The sequence below is a fragment of the Kribbella sp. NPDC050459 genome, assembly GCF_040655315.1.
In the GTDB taxonomy this organism is placed as follows: domain Bacteria; phylum Actinomycetota; class Actinomycetes; order Propionibacteriales; family Kribbellaceae; genus Kribbella.
Genome location: NZ_JBFAJQ010000002.1, coordinates 189,395 through 208,189 on the forward strand (window position 1 = coordinate 189,395; position 18,795 = coordinate 208,189).

Below are 18,795 nucleotides of genomic sequence, written 5' to 3' on the forward strand. Positions count from 1 at the left end.
CCTAGGGTGACGGGGTGAGCGACTTCGACTGGGGCAAAGGCAGCTACGAACCGACCGCCGCGGACCTGTTGCCCGCGGCCCGGGAGCTGGTCACGGCAGCACGGATCCAGCCCGGCGAGCACGTGGTCGACGTCGGCGCGGGCACTGGCAACGTGGCGCTGCTCGCGGCCGACCTCGGCGCCCGCGTGACCGCGGTCGAACCGGCCACCCGCCTCCGTGAGGTGATCGCCGAGACCGCGCTCGACCGCGATCTGACCGTCGTCGACGGCACGGCCGCCTCGGTCCCGCTCCCGGATTCCTCGGCCGACGCGATCCTGTCCAACTTCGCGGTCATCTTCGCGCCGGACCCGGCCGCCGCGCTGGCCGAGCTCGCCCGGGTCGCGAGGCCGACGGGCCGGATCCTGCTGACCAGTTGGCAACCCGGCGTCCTGAGCAAGCTCGTCGGCGTCGTCATCGCCGCCCTCCGCGAGGTCACCGGCAGCGTCGACATGGGCACGCCGTTCAACTGGCACGACCCGAACGCCCTGTCCGACCTGCTCGCTCCCCACGGCTTCACCGTCTCCAGCAGGACACTCGAGCTCGACGTGGTGACCGCGTCCCCCGCCGAGTACTGGGAGACCCGGATCGCAACCCATCCCCTCGGCATCGAGACCCTCCCCGTTCTGGAGAAGGCCGGTCGGCTGGACGAAGTACGCAACCGCGTCCTGCACATGCTCGACGAGAACTGGACGACGTCGACCGGTGAGGTGCGGCTGAAGGCGCAGTACCTGCTGGCAACCGCGGTGCGCTGACTGGCAGGTTTTCGCCAGCGGCTAGTTGAAGCCAAAACCGTGTGGTCGGGGCGGTCGATTGGCAGGCTCTTCGGCGTCCGAGCTCGGGGGCGGGCGGCCGGGGCTACAGCCACGGCCAGGACTACATGCCGTGGAGGCATCACGTGAACCATCCCAACCTGCGTCGGCGCGCCGCTCTGCTGGCAGGCGCCGCGCTGATCACCACCGCCTTGGTGGCTCCACCAGGCTCCGCGACGCCCGGAACGGACGCGCCGGCCGGCAGCCGTTTCACCTTCGCGCCCGGGCGGTACGTCGTGACGCTGGCCGACAAGCCGCTGGCGACGTACCAAGGCGGCGTGACCGGGCTGAAGGCCACCAAGCCGGCGGCAGGTCGCAAGGTCGAGGTCAACAGCACCAGCGGAAAGGCGTACCGCGCCTACCTGACCGGCAAGCACGCGCAGGTCGCGGCCGCGGTCGGCGCGAAGGTGGACCAGAACTACTCGACCACGCTGAACGGCTTCGCCGCCTCGCTGACCTCGAAGCAGGTCAACCAGCTCACCAAGACCGCCGGTGTGGTGTCCGTCGTCCCCGACCAGCTACACGTCGCCCTGGACGACCGCAACCCGACCGACTTCCTCAAACTGTCCGGCCAGACCGGCGTCTGGAACAAGCTCGGCGGTAAGGCGACCGCGGGCCAGGGTGTCGTCGTCGGCGTGGTCGACACCGGCATCTGGCCGGAGAGCGCGTCTTTGTCCGGCCCCAAGCTCGGCACCGAGGCGCCGACGAGCACCGACCCGTACCGCCCGTACCTGTCCGGCTCGACGACCGTGATGGAGAAGGCCGACGGCGGCACCTTCACCGGCAGCTGCGAGACCGGCGACGACTTCACCGCCGACCTGTGCAACACCAAGCTGATCAGCGCGAAGTATTTCGGTGAGGGCTGGCTCAGCCTGGTTCCGCCGGAGCGCCGCGCCGACTACGTGTCGCCGCGCGACGGTGAGGGCCACGGGACGCACACCGCGACCACCGCGGCCGGCCGCGCCGACGTGGACGTCCAGCTGGGCGGCCGTGACCTCGGCACCGTCACCGGCGTCGCCCCTGCCGCCAAGATCGCCGTCTACAAGGCACTCTGGTCCGGCAAGACCGCACAGGACACGGGCGGTTTCACGTCCGACATCGTTGCCGCCATCGACCAGGCGGTCGCGGACGGCGTGGACGTCATCAACTACTCGGTCGGCTCGACCTTCGAGTCCCCTGCCACCGACCCGATCCAGCTGGCGTTCCTGTCCGCCGCATCGGCCGGCGTCTTCGTCTCCGCGGCCGGCGGCAACTCCGGTCCGGACGCGTCGACCCTGGACAACACGTCTCCGTGGGTGACCACGGTCGGAGCCACCACCGTCGCCCCGTGGAACGGGACTGTCGTGCTGGGCAACGGCCAGAAGTACTCCGGCGTCAGCACGACCGTCTCGGCGCCGACCGGCAGCAAGCCGTTCGTCAACGGAGTTGCGGTCAAGAAGGACGGTGTGAGCGACGCGGACGCACTGATCTGTCTGGCGAACACCCTCGACCCGGCCAAGACCGCCGGCAAGATCGTCGCCTGTGACCGCGGTATCAGTGCCCGGGTGGACAAGTCCGCCGAGGTGCAGCGCGCCGGTGGCGTAGGAATGGTGCTGCTCAACCTGTTCGACCAGGATGTCGTCGGCGACTCCCACGTCGTACCGACTGTGCACCTCAACACCCCTGGGGCGCTGTCGGTGAAGTCGTACGCCACGCAGGCCGGTGCCACCGCTGAGCTCGTCCCTGGCAACCAGACCAGCACGACGACGCCGTACCCGCAGATGGCCGACTTCTCGTCGCGTGGTCCTTCTCTGCAGAGCAACGGCAACCTGTTGAAGCCTGACCTGGCCGCACCGGGCGTGAACGTGCTGGCTGCGGTAGCGCCGCCTACCAACGGCGGACAGAGCTACGCGTTCCTCTCGGGTACGTCGATGGCCGCACCGCACGTCGCGGGTCTGGCAGCGCTCTACCTGTCGAAGCACCCGGACTGGTCGCCCATGGCGGTCAAGTCCGCGCTGATGACGACCGCTGGGAACGTGCTGACCTCGACCGGCGCTGTCAACACCAACCCGTTCGACGCCGGCGCCGGTGAGGTGCAGCCGTCGAAGATGCTGGACCCGGGCCTTGTCTACGACTCGGGTGACACGGACTGGCTCGGCTACTTGGAAGGCACTGGTGTGAAGACCGGCACCGGCGTACCTGCCATCAACCCGAGCAACTACAACGCTCCGTCCATCGCGGTCGGCCAACTGCTGGGTACGCAGACCATCACCCGCCGGGTGACCGCTCTGACCCCGGGCCTGTACCACGCGACCGCCTCCGTGCCGGGAATGAAGGCCGTGGTAACGCCGTCGATCCTGAACTTCACCAAGGCCGGCGAGACCAAGACGTTCACGGTCAAGCTCACCCTGGACACCGGCGACTCCGGCACCTCGACCAACGGCTGGCTGACCTGGCAGGGCGCTGGCAAGACGGTCCGCAGCCCGATCGTCGTCGTACCGACGTCCGTCCTCGCCCCGACCGCAGTGTCCGGCTCGGGCGCGTCCGGCTCCGCGTCGTTCACCGCCACCGTCGGCAAGGCCGGCGTACCGATCCGCTCGTACGGCGTCGTGTCGGCTCCGCTGGTGCCCGGTGCGGTACCGGCCGGTGCCGCGGACGCTGATCTGCCCGACTACCCGGTGACTGCGACCTCACAGACCAAGGCGGTGCAGTGGAACATCAAGACCGTGGACCCGGCCGGCAGCATCTGGCTGGTGCTTTACAAGGTCGTGAACGGTCAGATGCAGTTCCTGTCGTTCGTCGGTGACGGTTCGAACCAGGCGTCCGCCAGCGTGCCTGCACCGACGCCGGGCGTGTGGGGCGTGCTCGCGATCACCCTGTCCAACCCGCCGGGCGCGAGCACGACGGAGTACACCATGCAGACGAACGTCGTGACCGCCTCGTCCGGCAGCTCGCTCAAGGTGACACCTCCGGTGGCACCGGCCGCGTTCAAGCCGTTCCAGGTGACGGCCTCGTGGTCCGGCTTGCCGACCGACAGGCGCTCCACCGGCTTCGTCGAGTTCCCGAACCGGGCCGGGACAGTAGTGACGATCAACTGATCCAGCTGTTTCAGATCCAGCGCCGGCGGGCGGCCTGAACGCCCGCCTGGAACCGGGTCTGCGCGCCGAGAGCATCCATCAGCGCGCGGACCCGGCGCTGGGTCGTCCGGGGGCTGATCCGCAACCGCCGGCTGATCATGTCGTCGGTGGCTCCACCGGCCAGCAGCATCAGGATGTCCCGGTCCGGGGCCCGCAGCTCCGTGAGATCACCATTGGCCTCCAGCTCCGGCATCGGGACGGCCAGGCCCCACAACATCTCGAACATCGCGATCAGACCGTCGAGCAGACCCGACGACCTGATCAGCAGGTGCGACTCCGCGGGCGCCCGCTTCGTCAGCGCCACCAGTGCCATGTTGTCATCGCCGAGCACCATCTTCATCGGCATCTGCGGCAGCACCCGGCTGACCTCACCGGCGGCCCGCAGCTCCGGCAGCAGCGCCATCACCTCGTCGAACTCGAACACCTCGAACCCGTAGATCGCCCGGTACACCAGGCCGTCGGCCAGCCGGTCCAGCTCGAGCTTCTGCTGCGCCGCGGGCGGCGCCGAGTACGGCGGGCGGTCCAGCGCCCGGACCTGGACCCGGCAGCTGCACTGCATCTCCTCGTAGGCCCGGAGCAGCGTCGGCCCGTCCTCGATCAGCTCGACCTGGTTCCCGTCCAGCACCGGCTTCCCACGAGCCTCCCGCAACTCGTCGGCCACCAGCCGCAACCGAGCGACCTGAGCGTCCAGTTCGTCCAGCGGATCCACCACCGCACCGTCCGCCACCCGCATCACCCCTCAACGACCCAACCCAAACCACCTCACACTAAACCGCGTCAAGTAAGTGCGGACACGATGTCTCACGGGCCGCAGTCCAGACAGGGCCACGGACGGCCGCACCGCGAACAGCGACCGTCAGGAGCCGGCGCAGGCAGCCAGACCGCCCGCTCCGGCGTCTCGGGAGGCGGTGCGACGGGACGGACCGGCGGCGGGTCGAGCCAGTGCAGACAGGTATCGCCGTCGTCGGCGTGAACCGCCAGCAGGGACTCGATGCCGTCCCAGGTCGAGGTGCTCGACCAGCGGCCGAGCCACCTGAGCGCGACCGCACCATCGGACCACTCCGCGCCTTCCGCGACCATCCGGGGGCCAGGGGCGGCGGGGCGGACCAGACGGAAGAGGCGAGCCTGTCGCTGCAGCGTGTTCACCTGCCCAGGTTCGCCCAGAACGCAGTGCACACAACAGGTGTGGGCTGTGGGCTGTGGGAACAGCCCACAGCCCACATGCCCTTGTTTTCCACGGTTTTTGTCGGCGAGGGCTTGTAACTTGTCCGGCACGCACCACATGAGCTCGAAGCGCGAACGGGGTGATCCTGTGACCGAGACATCCACCGAGACATCCACCGAGACATCGATCGAGACATCGTTCGGTCCGCTGCTGCGGCAGTGCAGGCAGGCGGCCGGGCTGAGCCTGCGCCAACTGGCAGCACGTGTCGGCTACGACCACAGCTACCTGTCACAGGTGGAGCGCGGGCAGCGGCCGGGCTCTGCGGACCTGGCGCGACTCTGCGACCAGGAGCTCGGCACCGGCGGCCGGCTGTCCGCCACCTTCGAGCGAAGGCCTGCCCGCGCGGCTCAGCTCCGGCCGGAGGCCGACCCGTTGGAGACTGCCTGGCGCGGACTGGCCGCGACGCTCGGCGCCGGCGGCCCGATGCCCGGCGATCACCGCAGCGTGCCACCGGCTTCGCTGCTCCCTGACCTGGTGCGGCAACTGCACGGCACCGCCCAGGCGGAGGCAGCCGAGCTGGGAATGCTGATCGCCGAGACCCTGACCAGGCTGGACGAGCGAAGCACCGCGAGGCGGTGGTGGTGGGCTGCCCGTGCGACTGCGGACAGCCTCGGCGACGGCCCGCTACCGGCAGTGGCGCGCGCCAGGGAGACGATCATCGGCCTGGCCGAGCGGCGTCCGTTGACGGAGTTGCTTCAACTCGCGGACGAGTCGGTCGCGCTTGATCGACAAGCACCGGGCGCGGCCGGCTGCGCGCCACTGACAGCGCGAGCCCTGGTGCTCGCCGAGCTCGGCCGGACTCACGAGGCCCAGCAAGCGCTCCAGGAGCTCATCGGCGCCGGCGACGAGGTCCTGCGCGCAACGCCACAAGCACAGCCGTACGAGTTGCATTGGGCCGAAGGACGCGTCTGCACCGCGCTGGGGTATGGCGTTGCGGGCTGCGTCCTGCTCGAGCGCGCCAGAGAGCTCTGTCCGGAGAGCTGGATCGGTGAGCGCGCACGTCTCGACCTGAGCCTGGCCGAGTGCCTTGTCGTCGCCGGCGAGGTCGCCGCAGGCCTGGCCACGGCGCTCCGCGTCCTGGTCGAGCTGCCCGACGAGTGGCACGACACCTTGGTGTACGACGCCGCCGACCGGGTGCTGCGCGTCGTACAGGCAGAGCCCGGTGCGGCCGAGCTACGACGGCTGCTGGCGCGGCCGGTGCACCGGAGTGGCCGAAGTGTGGGCATTGGTTCGAGCCGGAGGTGACAGCGGGAGTAGCGTGCGGCGAGTGACAGGTGAACAGCGGACAACGGTAATGACAGACGCGTGGGACTTCGCGGTCGAGCTGCGCCCCGATCCGGCCAGTGCGGAGGCTCGGGCGGCCGTCCTGGCCAACCCGGCGTTCGGACAGTCGTTCACCGACCACATGGTCGTAGCCAACTGGTCGCTGGACCGCGGCTGGCACGACGCGAAGGTCACGGCGTACGCACCGCTGTCGCTCAGCCCGGCGGCTGCCGTCTTCCACTACTCGCAGGAGATCTTCGAGGGCCTCAAGGCGTACCGGCACGCGGACGGCTCGGTGTGGGCGTTCCGCCCGGACCGAAACGCCAGGCGGTTCACCGCGAGCGCGGAGCGGCTGGCGCTGCCGCGGGTGCCGGAGGACGAGTTCATCGCGGCCCTGCGCGCGCTGGTGACCGTCGACGAGGCCTGGGTGCCGTCCGCCGACGACGGCGAGACCAGTCTGTATCTCCGGCCGTACATGATCGCCACCGAGGCCGTCCTCAGCGTCCGGCCCGCGCACGAGGTGCTGTTCGGCGTCATCGCCTCCCCCGCCGGCCCGTACTTCGACACCGGCCCCAAGCCGGTCTCCATCTGGCTGACGACCTCGACCGTCCGCGCCACGCCGGGCGGGACCGGAGCGGCCAAGTGCGGCGGCAACTACGCCGCCAGCCTGGCCGGACAGGCCGAAGCGATGGCGAACGGCTGCGATCAGGTCGCGTTCGTCGAGGCGGTCGAGCACAAGTGGCTCGAAGAGATGGGCAGCATGAACATGTTCTTCGTGTATGCCGACGGCCACATCGCCACCCCGGAGCTGTCCGGCTCGATCCTCGAAGGCGTCACCCGCGCCTCGGTCCTCGAGCTCGCCGCCGATCTCGGCCACCCGGTCGAGGAGCGCCGGATCGCCGCCGACGAGTGGCGCGACGGCGTCCGCAGCGGCGAGATCACCGAGGTCTTCGCCTCCGGCACCGCCGCGGTCATCACCCCGATCGGCCGCGTCGCCTGGCCCGACGGCGACCTGACCATCGGCGACCACTCGGTGAACCACGGCGTCGGGCCGGTCACCACCAAGATCCGCAGCACGCTGCTCGACGTTCAGTACGGCCGGATCCCCGACACCCGCAACTGGCTCACCCGTCTGACCTGATGCCGATTGTCCCCGGACCTCTAAGGTTGGCGTCATGGCCGAGTCCAAGGGGAAGTCTCCGGCGATCGAGCTGGAGGTCGGGGAACGGACGGTGCGGGTGTCCAACCCGGACCGGGTGTACTTTCCGGCGCACGGCGAGACCAAGCTCGACCTGGTGAAGTACTACCTGTCGGTCGGGGACGGGATCGTCAACGCGCTGCGGGAGCGGCCGTGCATGCTGCACCGGTTCCCGGAGGGGGTGTCGGGCGAGAAGGTGCACCAGAAGCGGCTGCCGCACGGTGCGCCGCCGTGGATGGAGACGGTCCGGGTCACGTTCCCGCGGTACAACCGGACCGCCGACGAGCTGTGCGTGACCGAGATCGCCCACGTCGCCTGGGCGGTGCAGATGTCGACGGTCGAGTTCCACCCGTGGAACTCGCGGCGCGCCGACACCGAGAAGCCGGACGAGTGGCGCATCGACCTCGACCCGATGCCCGACTGCCCGTTCGACCGGGTCCGCCGGGTCGCGCACACCGTGCACGAAGTACTCGACGAGCTCGGCGCGGTCGGCTACCCGAAGACGTCCGGCGGCAGCGGCATCCACATCTACGTCCGCGTCGAGCCGGCCTACGGCTTCTCCGACGTACGGCGGGCCGCGCTCGCGTTCGCGCGGGAGGTGGAGCGGCGGGCGCCGGACGACGTGACGACCACGTGGTGGCGCAAGGACCGCGACCCGAAGAAGCTGTTCGTCGACTACAACCAGAACGCCCGCGACCACACGATCGCCTCGGCGTACTCGGTCCGCGGCAACCCCGACGGCACGGTCTCGACCCCGATCCGCTGGGACGAGATCGACGACGTGAACCCGAAGGACTTCACGATCCGGACGGTCCCGCAGCGGTACGCCGAGCTCGGCGACCTGCACGCCACGATCGACCAGGACATCTACTCGCTGGCAACGCTGATGGAGTGGGCCGAGCGCGACGAGCGCGAAGGCGCCGAAGCGCCACCGGAGGACTGAGAGCGTCGAACCGCCACCTACGAGGCCGACTTTGTGCACCAGATCCGCGTGCCGAAGGCCTCGCCGTGCGGTTCCCATGCACAAGGTGGACCTCGCCTAGGATCCTTCGGGTGCAGACCTTGGATGCAGCCGCTGCGTATGACCGTGCCGTCGCGTTGGCGACGCGGGGGCGGCGGCAGCTGCTGGGGATCACCGGGGCGCCGGCGGCGGGCAAGTCGACGTACGCCGAGCAGCTGGCCGCGAAGCTGACGGCCGACGGTCACCGGGTCGCGCTCGTCCCGATGGACGGCTACCACCTCGCGCAATCGGTGCTCGATGATCTCGGACTCGCCGACGTGAAAGGCGCGCCGCACACCTTCGACGGTTTCGGCTTCGCGGCGATCCTCAAGCGGGTGAAGGAGTCACCGGACGAGCAGATCTGGGCGCCGCGTTTCGACCGCGGCATCGAGGACTCGATCGCCGCGAGCATCGGGATCGCGCCCTCGGTCACGCTGGTCCTGACCGAGGGCAACTACCTGCTGCTCGACGAGCCGCCCTGGTCGACCGTACGCCGCCTGCTCGACGAGTGCTGGTACGTCGAGGTGCCCGAGGAGCTCCGCCACGCGCGACTGGAGGCCAGGCACCGCGCCTTCGGCCGATCAGCCGAGGAAGCGCACGAGCGGACGTACGGCTCGGACGAACGCAACGCCCACCTGATCGCCGCGACCGCACCGGCGGCCGACGCGATCATCCGACCCGGTCGATGAACGCCGCGACGCCGTCCAGGTAGAGCTGCAACCCGAAGTCGAAGTCGGCTTCGTTGTCCTCCTCGAAGCTCCCGACCTCGTCGAACACCCCGGCCTCGACGGTGCGCGCCACCGCCGGGTACACGCGCGGATCCGCGACCCGCCGCAGCGTCGAGCCGAACCGCTGGAAGGCGTCCGGGTTCTCCGCGTAGCCGGCCGCCAGGTCGAAGGCCATCCGGATCTCTCCCTGCACGTAGGTGATGAGACCCATCACCACGCCGACCTTGGCCTCCTCCGGCAGACCGGTGTCCTTCAGCACGCCGAGCGCGGAGTCGAACCAGGCGAGGTTGTTCGGACCGGCCGGCGGGCCGGAGATCGGCACCTTCGCGTACCAGGAGTGCCGGCGGATCGCGGACAGCACGCCGTCTGCCCAGAACGTCAGCCCGGTCCGCCAGTCGATCCCCTCGGGCATCGGTTCCGGACGCTCGAGGGCGGCGTCGGACATCATCACGAGCAGGTCGTCCTTGCTCTTCACGTGCCGGTACAGCGCCATCGTCGAATTGCCGAGCCGCTCCGCGACCCGCGCCATCGAGACCGCCGCCAGACCTTCGGCGTCCGCGAGCGCGATCGCCGCCGTGACGATGTCGTCGAGCGTCAGCGAAGGCTTCGGCCCGCGCCGCGGCGTCTCCCGGAGCCGCCACATCAGCGCGACGTCGGCCGGCAACTCGTCGTTGTCCACCAGGTCAGTTTAGGGCTTGCCAACCGATACTGCGTACCTGCTACGCTATTTAGCGTACCTAATACGCAGTAAGGAGGGGACCATGATCGTCGAGGCGACCGGCCTGCGGAAGTCGTACGGCGCGACCGACGTGCTGACCGGGGTGGATCTGAGCGTCGCGGAGGGGTCGGTGCTCGCCCTGCTGGGCCCGAACGGCGCCGGCAAGACCACCACGGTGCGGATCCTGACCACGCTGACCCGCCCGGATTCGGGGACGGCGACGATCGCGGGGTACGACGTACTGCGCGAGCCGGCCCGCGTGCGCGGCGTGATCAGCCTGACCGGGCAGTACGCCGCGGTCGACGAGAACCAGACCGGCCGGGAGAATCTGGTGATGGTCGGCCGGCTGATGCACCTCGGCCGGCGAACCGCGCAGCGGCGGACGGCCGAGCTGCTCGACCAGTTCGGCCTGACGGACGCGATGGACCGGCGGGTGAAGACGTACTCCGGCGGCATGCGGCGCAAGCTCGACCTGGCGATGAGTCTGATCCCGCGGCCGCGGGTGATCTTCCTGGACGAGCCGACGACCGGACTCGATCCGGCCAGCCGCTCGGCGATGTGGGACGCGATCGTGGAGCTGGTCCGCGACGGCACGACGATCCTGCTCACCACGCAGTACCTGGAGGAGGCCGACCGGCTCGCCGACCGGATCGTGCTGCTCGACCACGGCCGCATCGTCGCCAGCGGTACTGCGGACGCGTTGAAGACGCAGATCGGCGGCGAGCGGATCTCGCTGTGGTTCGCCGACGAGGTGCAGGTCGTGAAAGCCGCTGGCGTACTGGACGGAGTGGCCGACCAGCTGATGCTGAACATCCCGTCCGACGGTACTGCGGCGCATCTGCACCACGTGCTCGACGTACTGCGCGACAACGGGCTGGAGCCGGAGCGGGTGTCGTCCCACCGGCCCACGCTCGACGACGTGTTTCTCGCACTGACCGCCTGAGGGGTTTGCCGATGTCACACCAAGGAGTCGTCGCCGCCTGCTCGGACGCGGTGACCATGATCGACCGCTGCGTGCGGCTGGCACGGCGCAACGTCGACACGTTGTTCGTGTCGCTGCTGCTGCCGTTGCTGATGATGGCGCTGTTCGTCTATGTGTTCGGCGGCGCGATCAACACCGGCACGGAGTACGTGAACTACGTCGTCCCGGGGATCCTGCTGCTCACCACCGGGTACGGCGCCGCGTCGACCGCGATGGTGGTCGCCGACGACATGCACAACGGGATGATCGACCGGCTGCGATCGCTGCCCATCCACAGCTTCGCCGTGCTGACCGGTCATGTCGTCGCGAGCGTCGCGCGCAACGCCACCTCGACCGCGATCGTCGTCCTGGCCTCGCTGGCGATGGGATTCCGCCCCGTCGGCGGCGTGCTGGACTGGCTGGCCGCGATCGGGCTGCTGTTGCTCTACGTCGTCGCACTGTCCTGGTTGGCGGCGGCGCTCGGCGTGATCGCCAAGTCCGTCGAGTCGGCCAGCACGCTCAGCTTCTTCATGCTGTTCCTGCCGTACCTGAGCAGCGCGTTCGTCCGGCCGGAGTCGATGCCGTCGTGGTTGCGGCCGGTGAGCGAGCACCAGCCGATCACGCCGGTGATCGAGACCGTCCGGAGCCTGCTGATCGGGACGCCGATGGCGAACAACGGATGGATCGCACTTGCCTGGTGTTGTGGTCTACTCCTGTTCTCCGTCGTGCTGGCCACTTCGCTGTATCGGCGGCACACCAACCGCTGAACGCAGGTCTGCTGCCGTTCGGCGACGGATATGGCATGGAACGACCAGGCGTGACCCCTTGGTGGGGTTACCGTCGAGGTCCCCCCCAACGTGTGGTGGTCCCACTCCCCCCGGGACCCACACGGACAAGCGCCCCGGTCATCGACCGGGGCGCTTCGTTTTACTTTTCTGCCGGTGTCGAATCCGGCGCCTTTGGTTCGACGTATCAGTGAGAGCGACCAAAGGAGAGGGTCAGAATGAACATCACCACCGACATCCGGACCATGATCGTCACCATGCTGGCCGAGGGCAGCCCGGTCTGGTACGTGGCAGGCATGGTCAACATGCGCAGCCACGACGTGTACGTGATCGGCTGCGAGGCCGGCTACCCCGACAAGGCCAAGCTGCGCCGCGCCGTCTGGGCCGCCCGCAACCGAGTACCGCAAGCCGCCTGACCCCTGTCAGGTCGCTCGAACCGCTGCTACCCCAACGCCTGGGGAAGCAGCGGTTTCGTCATGTTTAGGGTTGGTGCGTGGACGAGGTCAGCGTTGTGGACTATCACACGGCCGGTGAGCCGTTCCGGATCGTGACGTCGGTCGAGATCCCGGGCGACTCCGTCGCCGACCGCCGGGTCACGGCGCAGTCGTCGGAGGCGATCGACGCCGTCCGGCAGCTGCTGGTGAACGAGCCGCGCGGCCATGCCGACATGTACGGCGGGTTCGTCGTTCCGGGTGACGACGACGGCGCCGACTTCGGAGTGGTGTTCTGGCACAAGGACGGCTACTCGACGGCCTGCGGGCACGGGACGATCGCGCTGGCGACCTGGGCCGTCGATACCGGCCTGGTCCAGCCGGGTGATGTCGTCATCGACGTACCGTCCGGACGGGTGACCGCCCACGTCAGCGACTCCGGCGTTGCCTTCCGCAACGTTCCGTCATACGTCCTGCGGCGTGACGTGCCGGTCTCGACCTCACGCGGGGAGGTACTGGCGGACATCAGCTACGGCGGCGCGTTCTACGCGTCGGTCCCCGCGTCGTCGGTCGGCCTGTCCGTCACGCCGTCGTCGTACGCCGACCTGATCGCGATCGGCCGCGAGATCAAGTGGGCGCTCGACCCGGTCGCCGTACACCCGACGGATCCGCGCCTCAGCGGTCTGTACGGCACGATCCTGTACGACGATCTCGGCGACCTCGAGGACGGCCCGCACCAGCGCAACCTGGCCGTCTTCGCCGACGGCGAGGCGGACCGCTCCCCCTGCGGCTCCGGTACGTCGGCACGCCTGGCCCTGCTGCACGACGAGGGTCGTCTCCGACCGGGGCAGGCGCTTCGCCACGACTCGATCGTCGGGACGACGTTCCTCGGCCGCGTTGTCGCGCAGACGCCGGACGGCGTCGTCACCGAGGTGGCTGGGGCGGCCTACCGGACCGGCACGGCGACGTTCAGCCTGGACCCGCGCGACCCGCTGGGCACAGGATTCACCCTCCGCTGATCTCAGATTGCGACCGTCGCCGGCGGCCGCGGCCGATAAGTTGGTCCTCATGATCTTCATCACCGCGAAGTTCCGCGTGAAGCCCGAGCACGCCGCCGACTGGCCGTCGATCACCGCCGACTTCACGGCGGCGACCCGCGCCGAGCCCGGCTGCCTGTGGTTCGACTGGTCCCGCTCCGTCGACGACGCGAACGAGTACGTCCTGGTCGAGGCCTTCGCCGACGACGAGGCCGCCACCCACCACGTCACCTCGGACCACTTCAAGGCGGCCCAGGAGCACCTCCCGCCGCACCTGGTGGAGACGCCCCGCATCGTCAACTTCAAACTCCCCCAGGACGACTGGTCAGAGCTCGGCGAACTCGCCGTCAAATAAGTCACGTCGCCGTCGAGAGGGCGGTGGCGATCACTGCCGCCGTCTGTTCCGGCGCCTCGTCCGGCAGCAGGAACACCGCGCCAGGGATGGTCACCAGTGTCACATTGGCCGCCGCATCGAGGGTGGCGCGCTCGGCGTCGGTGAGCCCACCATCGCCCTTCTCCGCGTGGACGACCCACACCGCACTGCCCGACGTGGCCAACTGGGCGGCGTAGTCACGGTCGGCGGCGATGTAGTCGAGGTACGGGCCGCTCACCCGGACCGAATCGCCGGCCCTGTTCTGCTTGAGATCCTCGATGAGATCCCGCTTGTGCGGCTCAGGGATCTTGGCAAACCTCGCCACCAGCGGCAGCAGCCGGAGCAGGACGGCCATCGGCCAGCTCCCCACCCTCTGCGATGCCCGGACGACGGCGCGGAAGAACCCGGCCTCGTCCTCGGTCGTCAAGCTGATGCCGAGCAGGACGACCGGGCAGTGGAAGTGACCGGACAGCAGCATCTCCAGAGCAACGGTGGCGCCGTGCGAGAAGCCCACCAGGACGTCGCACCGGTGTTCCTTGGCCAGCATTCCCGCCGTACGGGCCAGTGCCGGGACGGACACGTCGCCGGTCAGCGGGGCCCCCGCCATACCCGGCATGGTGGTCGCCACCAGGCGAACCCCGGACAGCGCCTGATCAGCCATCACCAGGTCGAACGAGCGGGCAGCGTTGGCTCCGCCCGGCAGGAGCAGGACCGCTCGGTCCGCATCGTCGGGGCCTACGGTCAGAATCTCCCAGGCTTCCCTCATGGCTACCACCCCTGACCTCAGGGTAGGTCTGGCTGGCAGGTCCTACTACTGACCGGCAGTCTCAGGCGGAGCAGGGCGCCGGTGCTGCGCGGTACGACTTCAGCTGTACCGCCGTGAGCCTCGGCGACCTGCCGGACGATGGCCAGGCCCAGCCCGGATCCGGGATGCGCGCGGGCTGTTGGTGACCGATAGAAGCGGTCGAAGACGAACTCGAGGTCGCTGTCGGGGATGCCCGGACCGGCATCCGCGACGTCGAGAGTGCCCTCCTTGACGCTGATCCGTACCTGGCCACCGGACGGGCTCCACTTCACGGCGTTGTCCACCAGGTTCGCGACGGCGCGTTCCAAGGCGTCAGGGTCTCCATGGACAAGGGTGGGCGCGCAGGTCAGCTCGAACTCGATCTGCGTCGCCCGCCGCGTCGCGCGGGCCGCAACGCGCTCGGCGACCAGGTCCAGGCGGACATCTTCGGTATGGAAGGCGGGCTGGCCGTAGCGCGCCAGATCGACCAGGTCGTTGATCAGCGTTCTGAGTTCGCTCGCCTGGTCGAGCGCTTCAGCGGCGAGTTGCGGGCCCTGCGCGTCGGACAGGTCTTCGGCCAGCAGTTCGAGGTTCACGGTCAGGCTCGTCAGTGGTGTACGCAGTTCGTGTGAGGCGTCGGCCACCAGGCGGCGCTGGGCACCGACCGACTCGTCCAGCGCGGCGGTCATCCCGGCGAACGCGGAGCCGAGCCGCCCGATCTCGTCCTGACCGTCGGCCGGGATCGGGATCGCCAGGTCGCCGGTCGTGCGAATCAGTTCGACGGTCTCGGTCAGCCGCCGGACAGGCCGGAGGACGCGACGGGCAGCGAGACGTGCGGCGACGGCGGCGAGGAGTCCGGCGGCCAGGGTGGACGCGGCGAGCAGCCAGGCGAGTCGTCGCAGGGTGGGGGCAGGATCCGATTGCGGTATCGCTGTGCGCACCAGCGCGCCGGATGCGCCTGGGAATCTGGTCGTGTAGATGCGGTAGGCGACGTCGTTGTAGACCGCGTTGCGGAAGTAGGCAGCGGCGGTTCCGTTGGCGACGGCGACGTCGCGGTCTGTGAGGTCGACGAACTGGGCCGACGGCCCGGCCGTGACCGGGTCCGGCACGATCTGCAGCTGGGTGCTCCCGATTCCTAGCGGTACTGCCGGAAAGGCCCCCTCGTTCGACGTACCCCGGAACTTCTCCTTGATGGCTTTCGCGACGTCCGGCGCCTGGCCGGCCGCCGTGACTAGCGAACTGTCGATCTGGCCGCGGAGGCCGTGTTCCACGGCTGGGTACAAAACCACCGAGACGAGTACCAGTGCTGCTACGACGATGGACCCTCCGGCGATGGCCAGCCGGGTACGCAGATTCACGGTTCCTCGCGCAGGACATATCCCAGGCCACGCACCGTCTGGATCAATCGGCTGCCGCCGTCTGCCTCGAGTTTGCTTCGCAGGTAGCTGATGTAGACCCAGAGCGCATTCGACTCCGGCCCGAAGTCGTAGCCCCACACGGACTCGAAGATCTGGGTCCGGCTCAGCACCCGGCGGGGATTGCGCAGGAACAGCTCGAGCAGGGACAGCTCAGTCTTGGTCAGCTCCAGGCGCCGGCCCGCGCGGGTGGCCTGGCGGCCGCTCAGGTCCAGGTCGACGTCGGTGAAGTGCAGAACCTCGGCTCTGGCGCCGCTGCGCCGCAGCAGTGCTCGAAGCCGGGCCCGCAGCTCTTCCAGAGCGAACGGCTTGGCCAAGTAGTCGTCCGCCCCCGCGTCGAGCCCGGCGACCCGGTCGGTGACCAGGTCCCGGGCCGTGAGCATCAGGATCGGTGTGTCGTACCCGCCCGAACGCAGCGTCCGGCAGACCTCGAGCCCGTTCGGCTCGGGCATCAGGACATCGAGTACCACTGCGTCCGGGCGGAACACGCCGTGCTCGGCGAGGGCGGACGTCCCATCGGCGACCGACGCGACGTCGTAACCGTCCCGGCCCAACGCATGCTCCAACGACCGCCGCACGGCCGGGTCGTCGTCCACGACAAGTATCCGCATGGTCGTCCATCCTCGCCGTCAATCATGAAGATTTCATGAGCTGAGCGACGCCGACTGTCAGCCGTTGTCCAGCGACTTCTTCAGATCCCCCAACGCGGAGTTCAACTGCTTGGCGCTGACCCCGAGCGAGGCGGCCATGTCGCGGAAGGACTTGGAGGTGGGAACGATCCCGCCGGGCGCCGATACCAGAGCAACCAGGGTGGTCTTCGCCTTCGCTCGACTGATGCCGAGTGCTGCCGCCAACCGGGCGGCCGCGGCATCACTCGCGAACGGCGAGGTGCGCGGATCGTCCTTCTTGTCCTTGCCGTCCTTCTTGTCCTTGCCGTCCTTCTTGTGCTCGCCGTCCTTCTTGTCTCCGGGACGCGGTCGCCCGGGGTTGAGGAACAACGGCGCGATGGCGGCCTTGACCCGCGCGACCGGCAACCCAAGGTTCGCCGCGACCGCCGCGGCGAATGCATCCAGCGTGACCTTGGTCGAGCCACCCAGCGACATCTTGGCCGCGGTGAGCGCGGCTTCGAGCCGAGCTCTCGTCACCCCGAGCTGCGCCGCGATCTTGGCGAGGTCGGTGTTCTTGGCCGGCTTGCCTTTGCCGTCCGACTTGACCGCGGCACCCGACTTCGCCGCGCCGGCTTTCGGGTCCGCCATCGCCGCCGGCGCCATACCGGTCGTGGCCAGCGCCGCAACCGTCACCGTCGCCACGAGCAGGTGTGCACGTTTCATCATCGTGATCCCTTTCGTCCCGCGCCGGACAGTCCCGGCGCCATGGACGACACACAACCGCCCCGCCCTCAGCCGTACTTTCAGCGAGCTTTAGAGCTCCCTTAGAAACGTCACCAACGATGAGGGGGCGATCCAGTCGCATCAAGCCCGGCCGGCGGCCAGAGATCATCCGGGTCCACCATGGCTCTACGGCAGCCACCGAGCAGAAGGGAAGTACTCCGGCGGCGTCTTGAACCGCCGCGAGAATCCGAGCGGACGCCCCGATCGCACTCGGTGTCGTCCCGGGTGGGCATGGCCTGGATCTCGTACCTCGAAGCGGGCCTCTTCCAATGGACGTACGCCGTACAAGACCTGACCCCCGAGTTGTCCCGCGCCCTGGGTGAGGACCTCACCCGCAGCGGGTGAGGAACTGACGCTCCGGACCTGCTGCAATGCGAATCGTAGCGCCTGTCGGATGCGCAGGTGAGGCCCGAACTGGGTGAGCCGGGCGGCGCGAGCGCTCATCACTGGGAGGAAATGGCCGTGGATGCGATAACGAATGACTTCGGGGAAGTTCTCCTGTGGAGCTTCTGGTTCTTCATCTGGATCGCCGCACTGATGGTGTGGTTCCGGTGCCTGTGGGACCTGTTCGGCGACCGCTCGCTCAGCGGTTGGGCCAAGGCCGGCTGGGCGATCCTGCTGATCCTCGTGCCGTGGCTGGGGGCACTGATCTACCTCATTGCTCGGGGCCGGAGCATGAACGAGCGGCAGCGGACGGCGGCTGCACGGATGCAGGCCGAGCAGGAGAAGTACATCCAGGAGGTTGCCAGCACGTCCAAGTCCAAGAGCCCGACCGACGAGATTGCCAGCGCCAAGGAACTGCTCGACTCCGGCACGATCACGCAAGAGGAGTACGAGTCCCTCAAGGCCAAGGCCCTCGCCTGACCACAACGGAACCAGCCCCTGACCGCGTCTCCGCAGGTCAGGGGCTGGTTGGTGCTGGTGGCGGGTGCAGGGTTCGCTCGCACACCGCCGCGAGCGCGACGGTGCCGGACCTCTGCCTCGCGACATTGCGGCTGCCTGTGCCACAAAGCTCGAGGCGGCACGCGAAGCAGTACGCCGATACAAGCGCGGCCGGATTCCAGCCGAGTACTCCCCTGGCCGAACGTGGCAGGCGCGCAGGGAGGAAGCAGCACATGATCTGGACCCCGCCTCAACTCGGCGCGTTTCTACGGGTCGCCTTCGAAGACCGCTACAACGGAATGTGGGTGCTCGCAGCAACTACGGGAACGCGCCGATCCGAGCTGGCCGGCGTCGAGCGGAAGATGGTCGATCTCGACAACGGGACACTGACCATCGAGGACACACGGGTCGTGGTGCGCGGACGGGCCGAGGCATCTGACGGAAAGTCCGAATCGAGCCAGCGCGATATCTCGATCGACAGCTTCACAGTCCGCCACCTGCGCAGCTACCTCGACCGAATGAACGAGGAGCGAGAGGCGTTCGGCGCGAGCTACCCGAATCACGACTACCTGATGGTCGGACCGGAAGGCCGGCCGCCGCATCCCGACACGCGATGGGCGAGCTGATCGAGCGCCAGGCG

General features: G+C 68.9%; 21 protein-coding genes. 14 read left to right on the forward strand and 7 right to left on the reverse strand.

Annotated features, from left to right (window positions below; translation table 11 throughout):
- Positions 1 to 14: 14 nt before the first annotated feature.
- Positions 15 to 791 carry a class I SAM-dependent methyltransferase gene (locus AB0I12_RS06735; RefSeq protein ID WP_359925593.1) on the forward strand — a complete coding sequence of 259 codons (777 nt, stop codon included), beginning with the start codon at positions 15 to 17 and terminating at the stop codon, positions 789 to 791.
- Positions 792 to 934: 143 nt separating this feature from the next.
- Complete coding sequence (locus tag AB0I12_RS06740; protein WP_359925596.1) at positions 935 to 3,925, forward strand: S8 family serine peptidase; 2,991 nt, start codon at positions 935 to 937, stop codon at positions 3,923 to 3,925.
- Between the two features lie 10 nt (positions 3,926 to 3,935).
- Here AB0I12_RS06740 and AB0I12_RS06745 read toward each other — a convergent pair whose 3' ends face one another.
- A complete protein-coding gene (locus AB0I12_RS06745) occupies positions 3,936 to 4,691 on the reverse strand; it encodes a hypothetical protein (protein WP_359925599.1) in 756 nt (251 codons plus the stop codon).
- A 74-nt stretch (positions 4,692 to 4,765) separates the two neighbouring features.
- Positions 4,766 to 5,110 carry a hypothetical protein gene (locus tag AB0I12_RS06750; RefSeq protein ID WP_359925602.1) on the reverse strand — a complete coding sequence of 115 codons (345 nt, stop codon included), beginning with the start codon at positions 5,108 to 5,110 and terminating at the stop codon, positions 4,766 to 4,768.
- A 166-nt stretch (positions 5,111 to 5,276) separates the two neighbouring features.
- On the opposite strand from AB0I12_RS06750, the gene AB0I12_RS06755 reads away from it, so the two are divergent.
- The 4 genes from AB0I12_RS06755 to AB0I12_RS06770 all read left to right on the forward strand — a co-directional run bounded on the left by AB0I12_RS06755 (position 5,277) and on the right by AB0I12_RS06770 (position 9,339).
- On the forward strand, positions 5,277 to 6,434 hold the full coding sequence (locus tag AB0I12_RS06755; RefSeq protein ID WP_359925605.1) for a helix-turn-helix transcriptional regulator: 1,158 nt from the start codon (positions 5,277 to 5,279) through the stop codon (positions 6,432 to 6,434).
- A 49-nt stretch (positions 6,435 to 6,483) separates the two neighbouring features.
- Positions 6,484 to 7,593, forward strand: a complete 1,110-nt coding sequence (locus AB0I12_RS06760; RefSeq protein WP_359925608.1) for a branched-chain amino acid aminotransferase — start codon at positions 6,484 to 6,486, stop codon at positions 7,591 to 7,593.
- A gap of 34 nt (positions 7,594 to 7,627) precedes the next feature.
- The gene (gene ligD, locus AB0I12_RS06765; protein WP_359925610.1) at positions 7,628 to 8,593 is read left to right on the forward strand and encodes a non-homologous end-joining DNA ligase; all 966 of its coding nucleotides are present in this window, start codon (positions 7,628 to 7,630) and stop codon (positions 8,591 to 8,593) included.
- Between the two features lie 110 nt (positions 8,594 to 8,703).
- Positions 8,704 to 9,339, forward strand: coding sequence for a nucleoside/nucleotide kinase family protein (locus tag AB0I12_RS06770; RefSeq protein WP_359925613.1), 636 nt, complete (start codon positions 8,704 to 8,706; stop codon positions 9,337 to 9,339).
- Here the strand turns inward: AB0I12_RS06770 and AB0I12_RS06775 are convergent.
- Positions 9,320 to 10,057 (reverse strand): TetR/AcrR family transcriptional regulator, encoded by a 738-nt coding sequence (locus AB0I12_RS06775; protein ID WP_355698577.1) that lies wholly within the window; start codon positions 10,055 to 10,057, stop codon positions 9,320 to 9,322. The two genes, AB0I12_RS06770 and AB0I12_RS06775, sit on opposite strands and share 20 nt — an antisense overlap.
- A gap of 82 nt (positions 10,058 to 10,139) precedes the next feature.
- Between AB0I12_RS06775 and AB0I12_RS06780 the strand changes: the two genes are divergently transcribed.
- The 5 genes from AB0I12_RS06780 (at position 10,140) to AB0I12_RS06800 (ending at position 13,665) form a co-directional block, all read left to right on the forward strand.
- Positions 10,140 to 11,039 carry an ATP-binding cassette domain-containing protein gene (locus AB0I12_RS06780; protein WP_359925616.1) on the forward strand — a complete coding sequence of 300 codons (900 nt, stop codon included), beginning with the start codon at positions 10,140 to 10,142 and terminating at the stop codon, positions 11,037 to 11,039.
- A gap of 11 nt (positions 11,040 to 11,050) precedes the next feature.
- Complete coding sequence (locus AB0I12_RS06785) at positions 11,051 to 11,824, forward strand: ABC transporter permease (RefSeq protein WP_359925619.1); 774 nt, start codon at positions 11,051 to 11,053, stop codon at positions 11,822 to 11,824.
- A gap of 236 nt (positions 11,825 to 12,060) precedes the next feature.
- Complete coding sequence (locus tag AB0I12_RS06790) at positions 12,061 to 12,258, forward strand: hypothetical protein (RefSeq protein WP_355698571.1); 198 nt, start codon at positions 12,061 to 12,063, stop codon at positions 12,256 to 12,258.
- 77 nt (positions 12,259 to 12,335) lie between these two features.
- Complete coding sequence (locus tag AB0I12_RS06795) at positions 12,336 to 13,292, forward strand: proline racemase family protein (RefSeq protein ID WP_359925622.1); 957 nt, start codon at positions 12,336 to 12,338, stop codon at positions 13,290 to 13,292.
- A gap of 49 nt (positions 13,293 to 13,341) precedes the next feature.
- Positions 13,342 to 13,665, forward strand: coding sequence for a putative quinol monooxygenase (locus AB0I12_RS06800; protein WP_359925624.1), 324 nt, complete (start codon positions 13,342 to 13,344; stop codon positions 13,663 to 13,665).
- Position 13,666: 1 nt separating this feature from the next.
- Here AB0I12_RS06800 and AB0I12_RS06805 read toward each other — a convergent pair whose 3' ends face one another.
- The 4 genes from AB0I12_RS06805 to AB0I12_RS06820 are packed head-to-tail and all read right to left on the reverse strand — an operon-like array spanning position 13,667 to position 17,216.
- The gene (locus AB0I12_RS06805; protein ID WP_359925627.1) at positions 13,667 to 14,449 is read right to left on the reverse strand and encodes an alpha/beta hydrolase; all 783 of its coding nucleotides are present in this window, start codon (positions 14,447 to 14,449) and stop codon (positions 13,667 to 13,669) included.
- Between the two features lie 17 nt (positions 14,450 to 14,466).
- Positions 14,467 to 15,825 (reverse strand): HAMP domain-containing sensor histidine kinase, encoded by a 1,359-nt coding sequence (locus AB0I12_RS06810; RefSeq protein ID WP_359925630.1) that lies wholly within the window; start codon positions 15,823 to 15,825, stop codon positions 14,467 to 14,469.
- Positions 15,822 to 16,493: a response regulator transcription factor gene (locus AB0I12_RS06815; protein ID WP_359925632.1), complete on the reverse strand. Its 672-nt coding sequence runs from the start codon at positions 16,491 to 16,493 to the stop codon at positions 15,822 to 15,824. The genes AB0I12_RS06810 and AB0I12_RS06815 overlap by 4 nt, the downstream gene beginning before the upstream one ends.
- A 57-nt stretch (positions 16,494 to 16,550) precedes the next feature.
- Positions 16,551 to 17,216, reverse strand: a complete 666-nt coding sequence (locus AB0I12_RS06820; protein ID WP_359925634.1) for a hypothetical protein — start codon at positions 17,214 to 17,216, stop codon at positions 16,551 to 16,553.
- Positions 17,217 to 17,486: 270 nt separating this feature from the next.
- Between AB0I12_RS06820 and AB0I12_RS06825 the strand changes: the two genes are divergently transcribed.
- The 3 genes from AB0I12_RS06825 to AB0I12_RS06835 all read left to right on the forward strand — a co-directional run bounded on the left by AB0I12_RS06825 (position 17,487) and on the right by AB0I12_RS06835 (position 18,781).
- Entirely contained in the window at positions 17,487 to 17,618 is a 132-nt protein-coding gene (locus tag AB0I12_RS06825) for a hypothetical protein (protein WP_359925636.1), read from the forward strand.
- A 117-nt stretch (positions 17,619 to 17,735) separates the two neighbouring features.
- The gene (locus AB0I12_RS06830) at positions 17,736 to 18,137 is read left to right on the forward strand and encodes an SHOCT domain-containing protein (RefSeq protein WP_359925638.1); all 402 of its coding nucleotides are present in this window, start codon (positions 17,736 to 17,738) and stop codon (positions 18,135 to 18,137) included.
- A gap of 251 nt (positions 18,138 to 18,388) precedes the next feature.
- The gene (locus tag AB0I12_RS06835) at positions 18,389 to 18,781 is read left to right on the forward strand and encodes a hypothetical protein (protein ID WP_359925640.1); all 393 of its coding nucleotides are present in this window, start codon (positions 18,389 to 18,391) and stop codon (positions 18,779 to 18,781) included.
- Positions 18,782 to 18,795 lie beyond the last annotated feature (14 nt).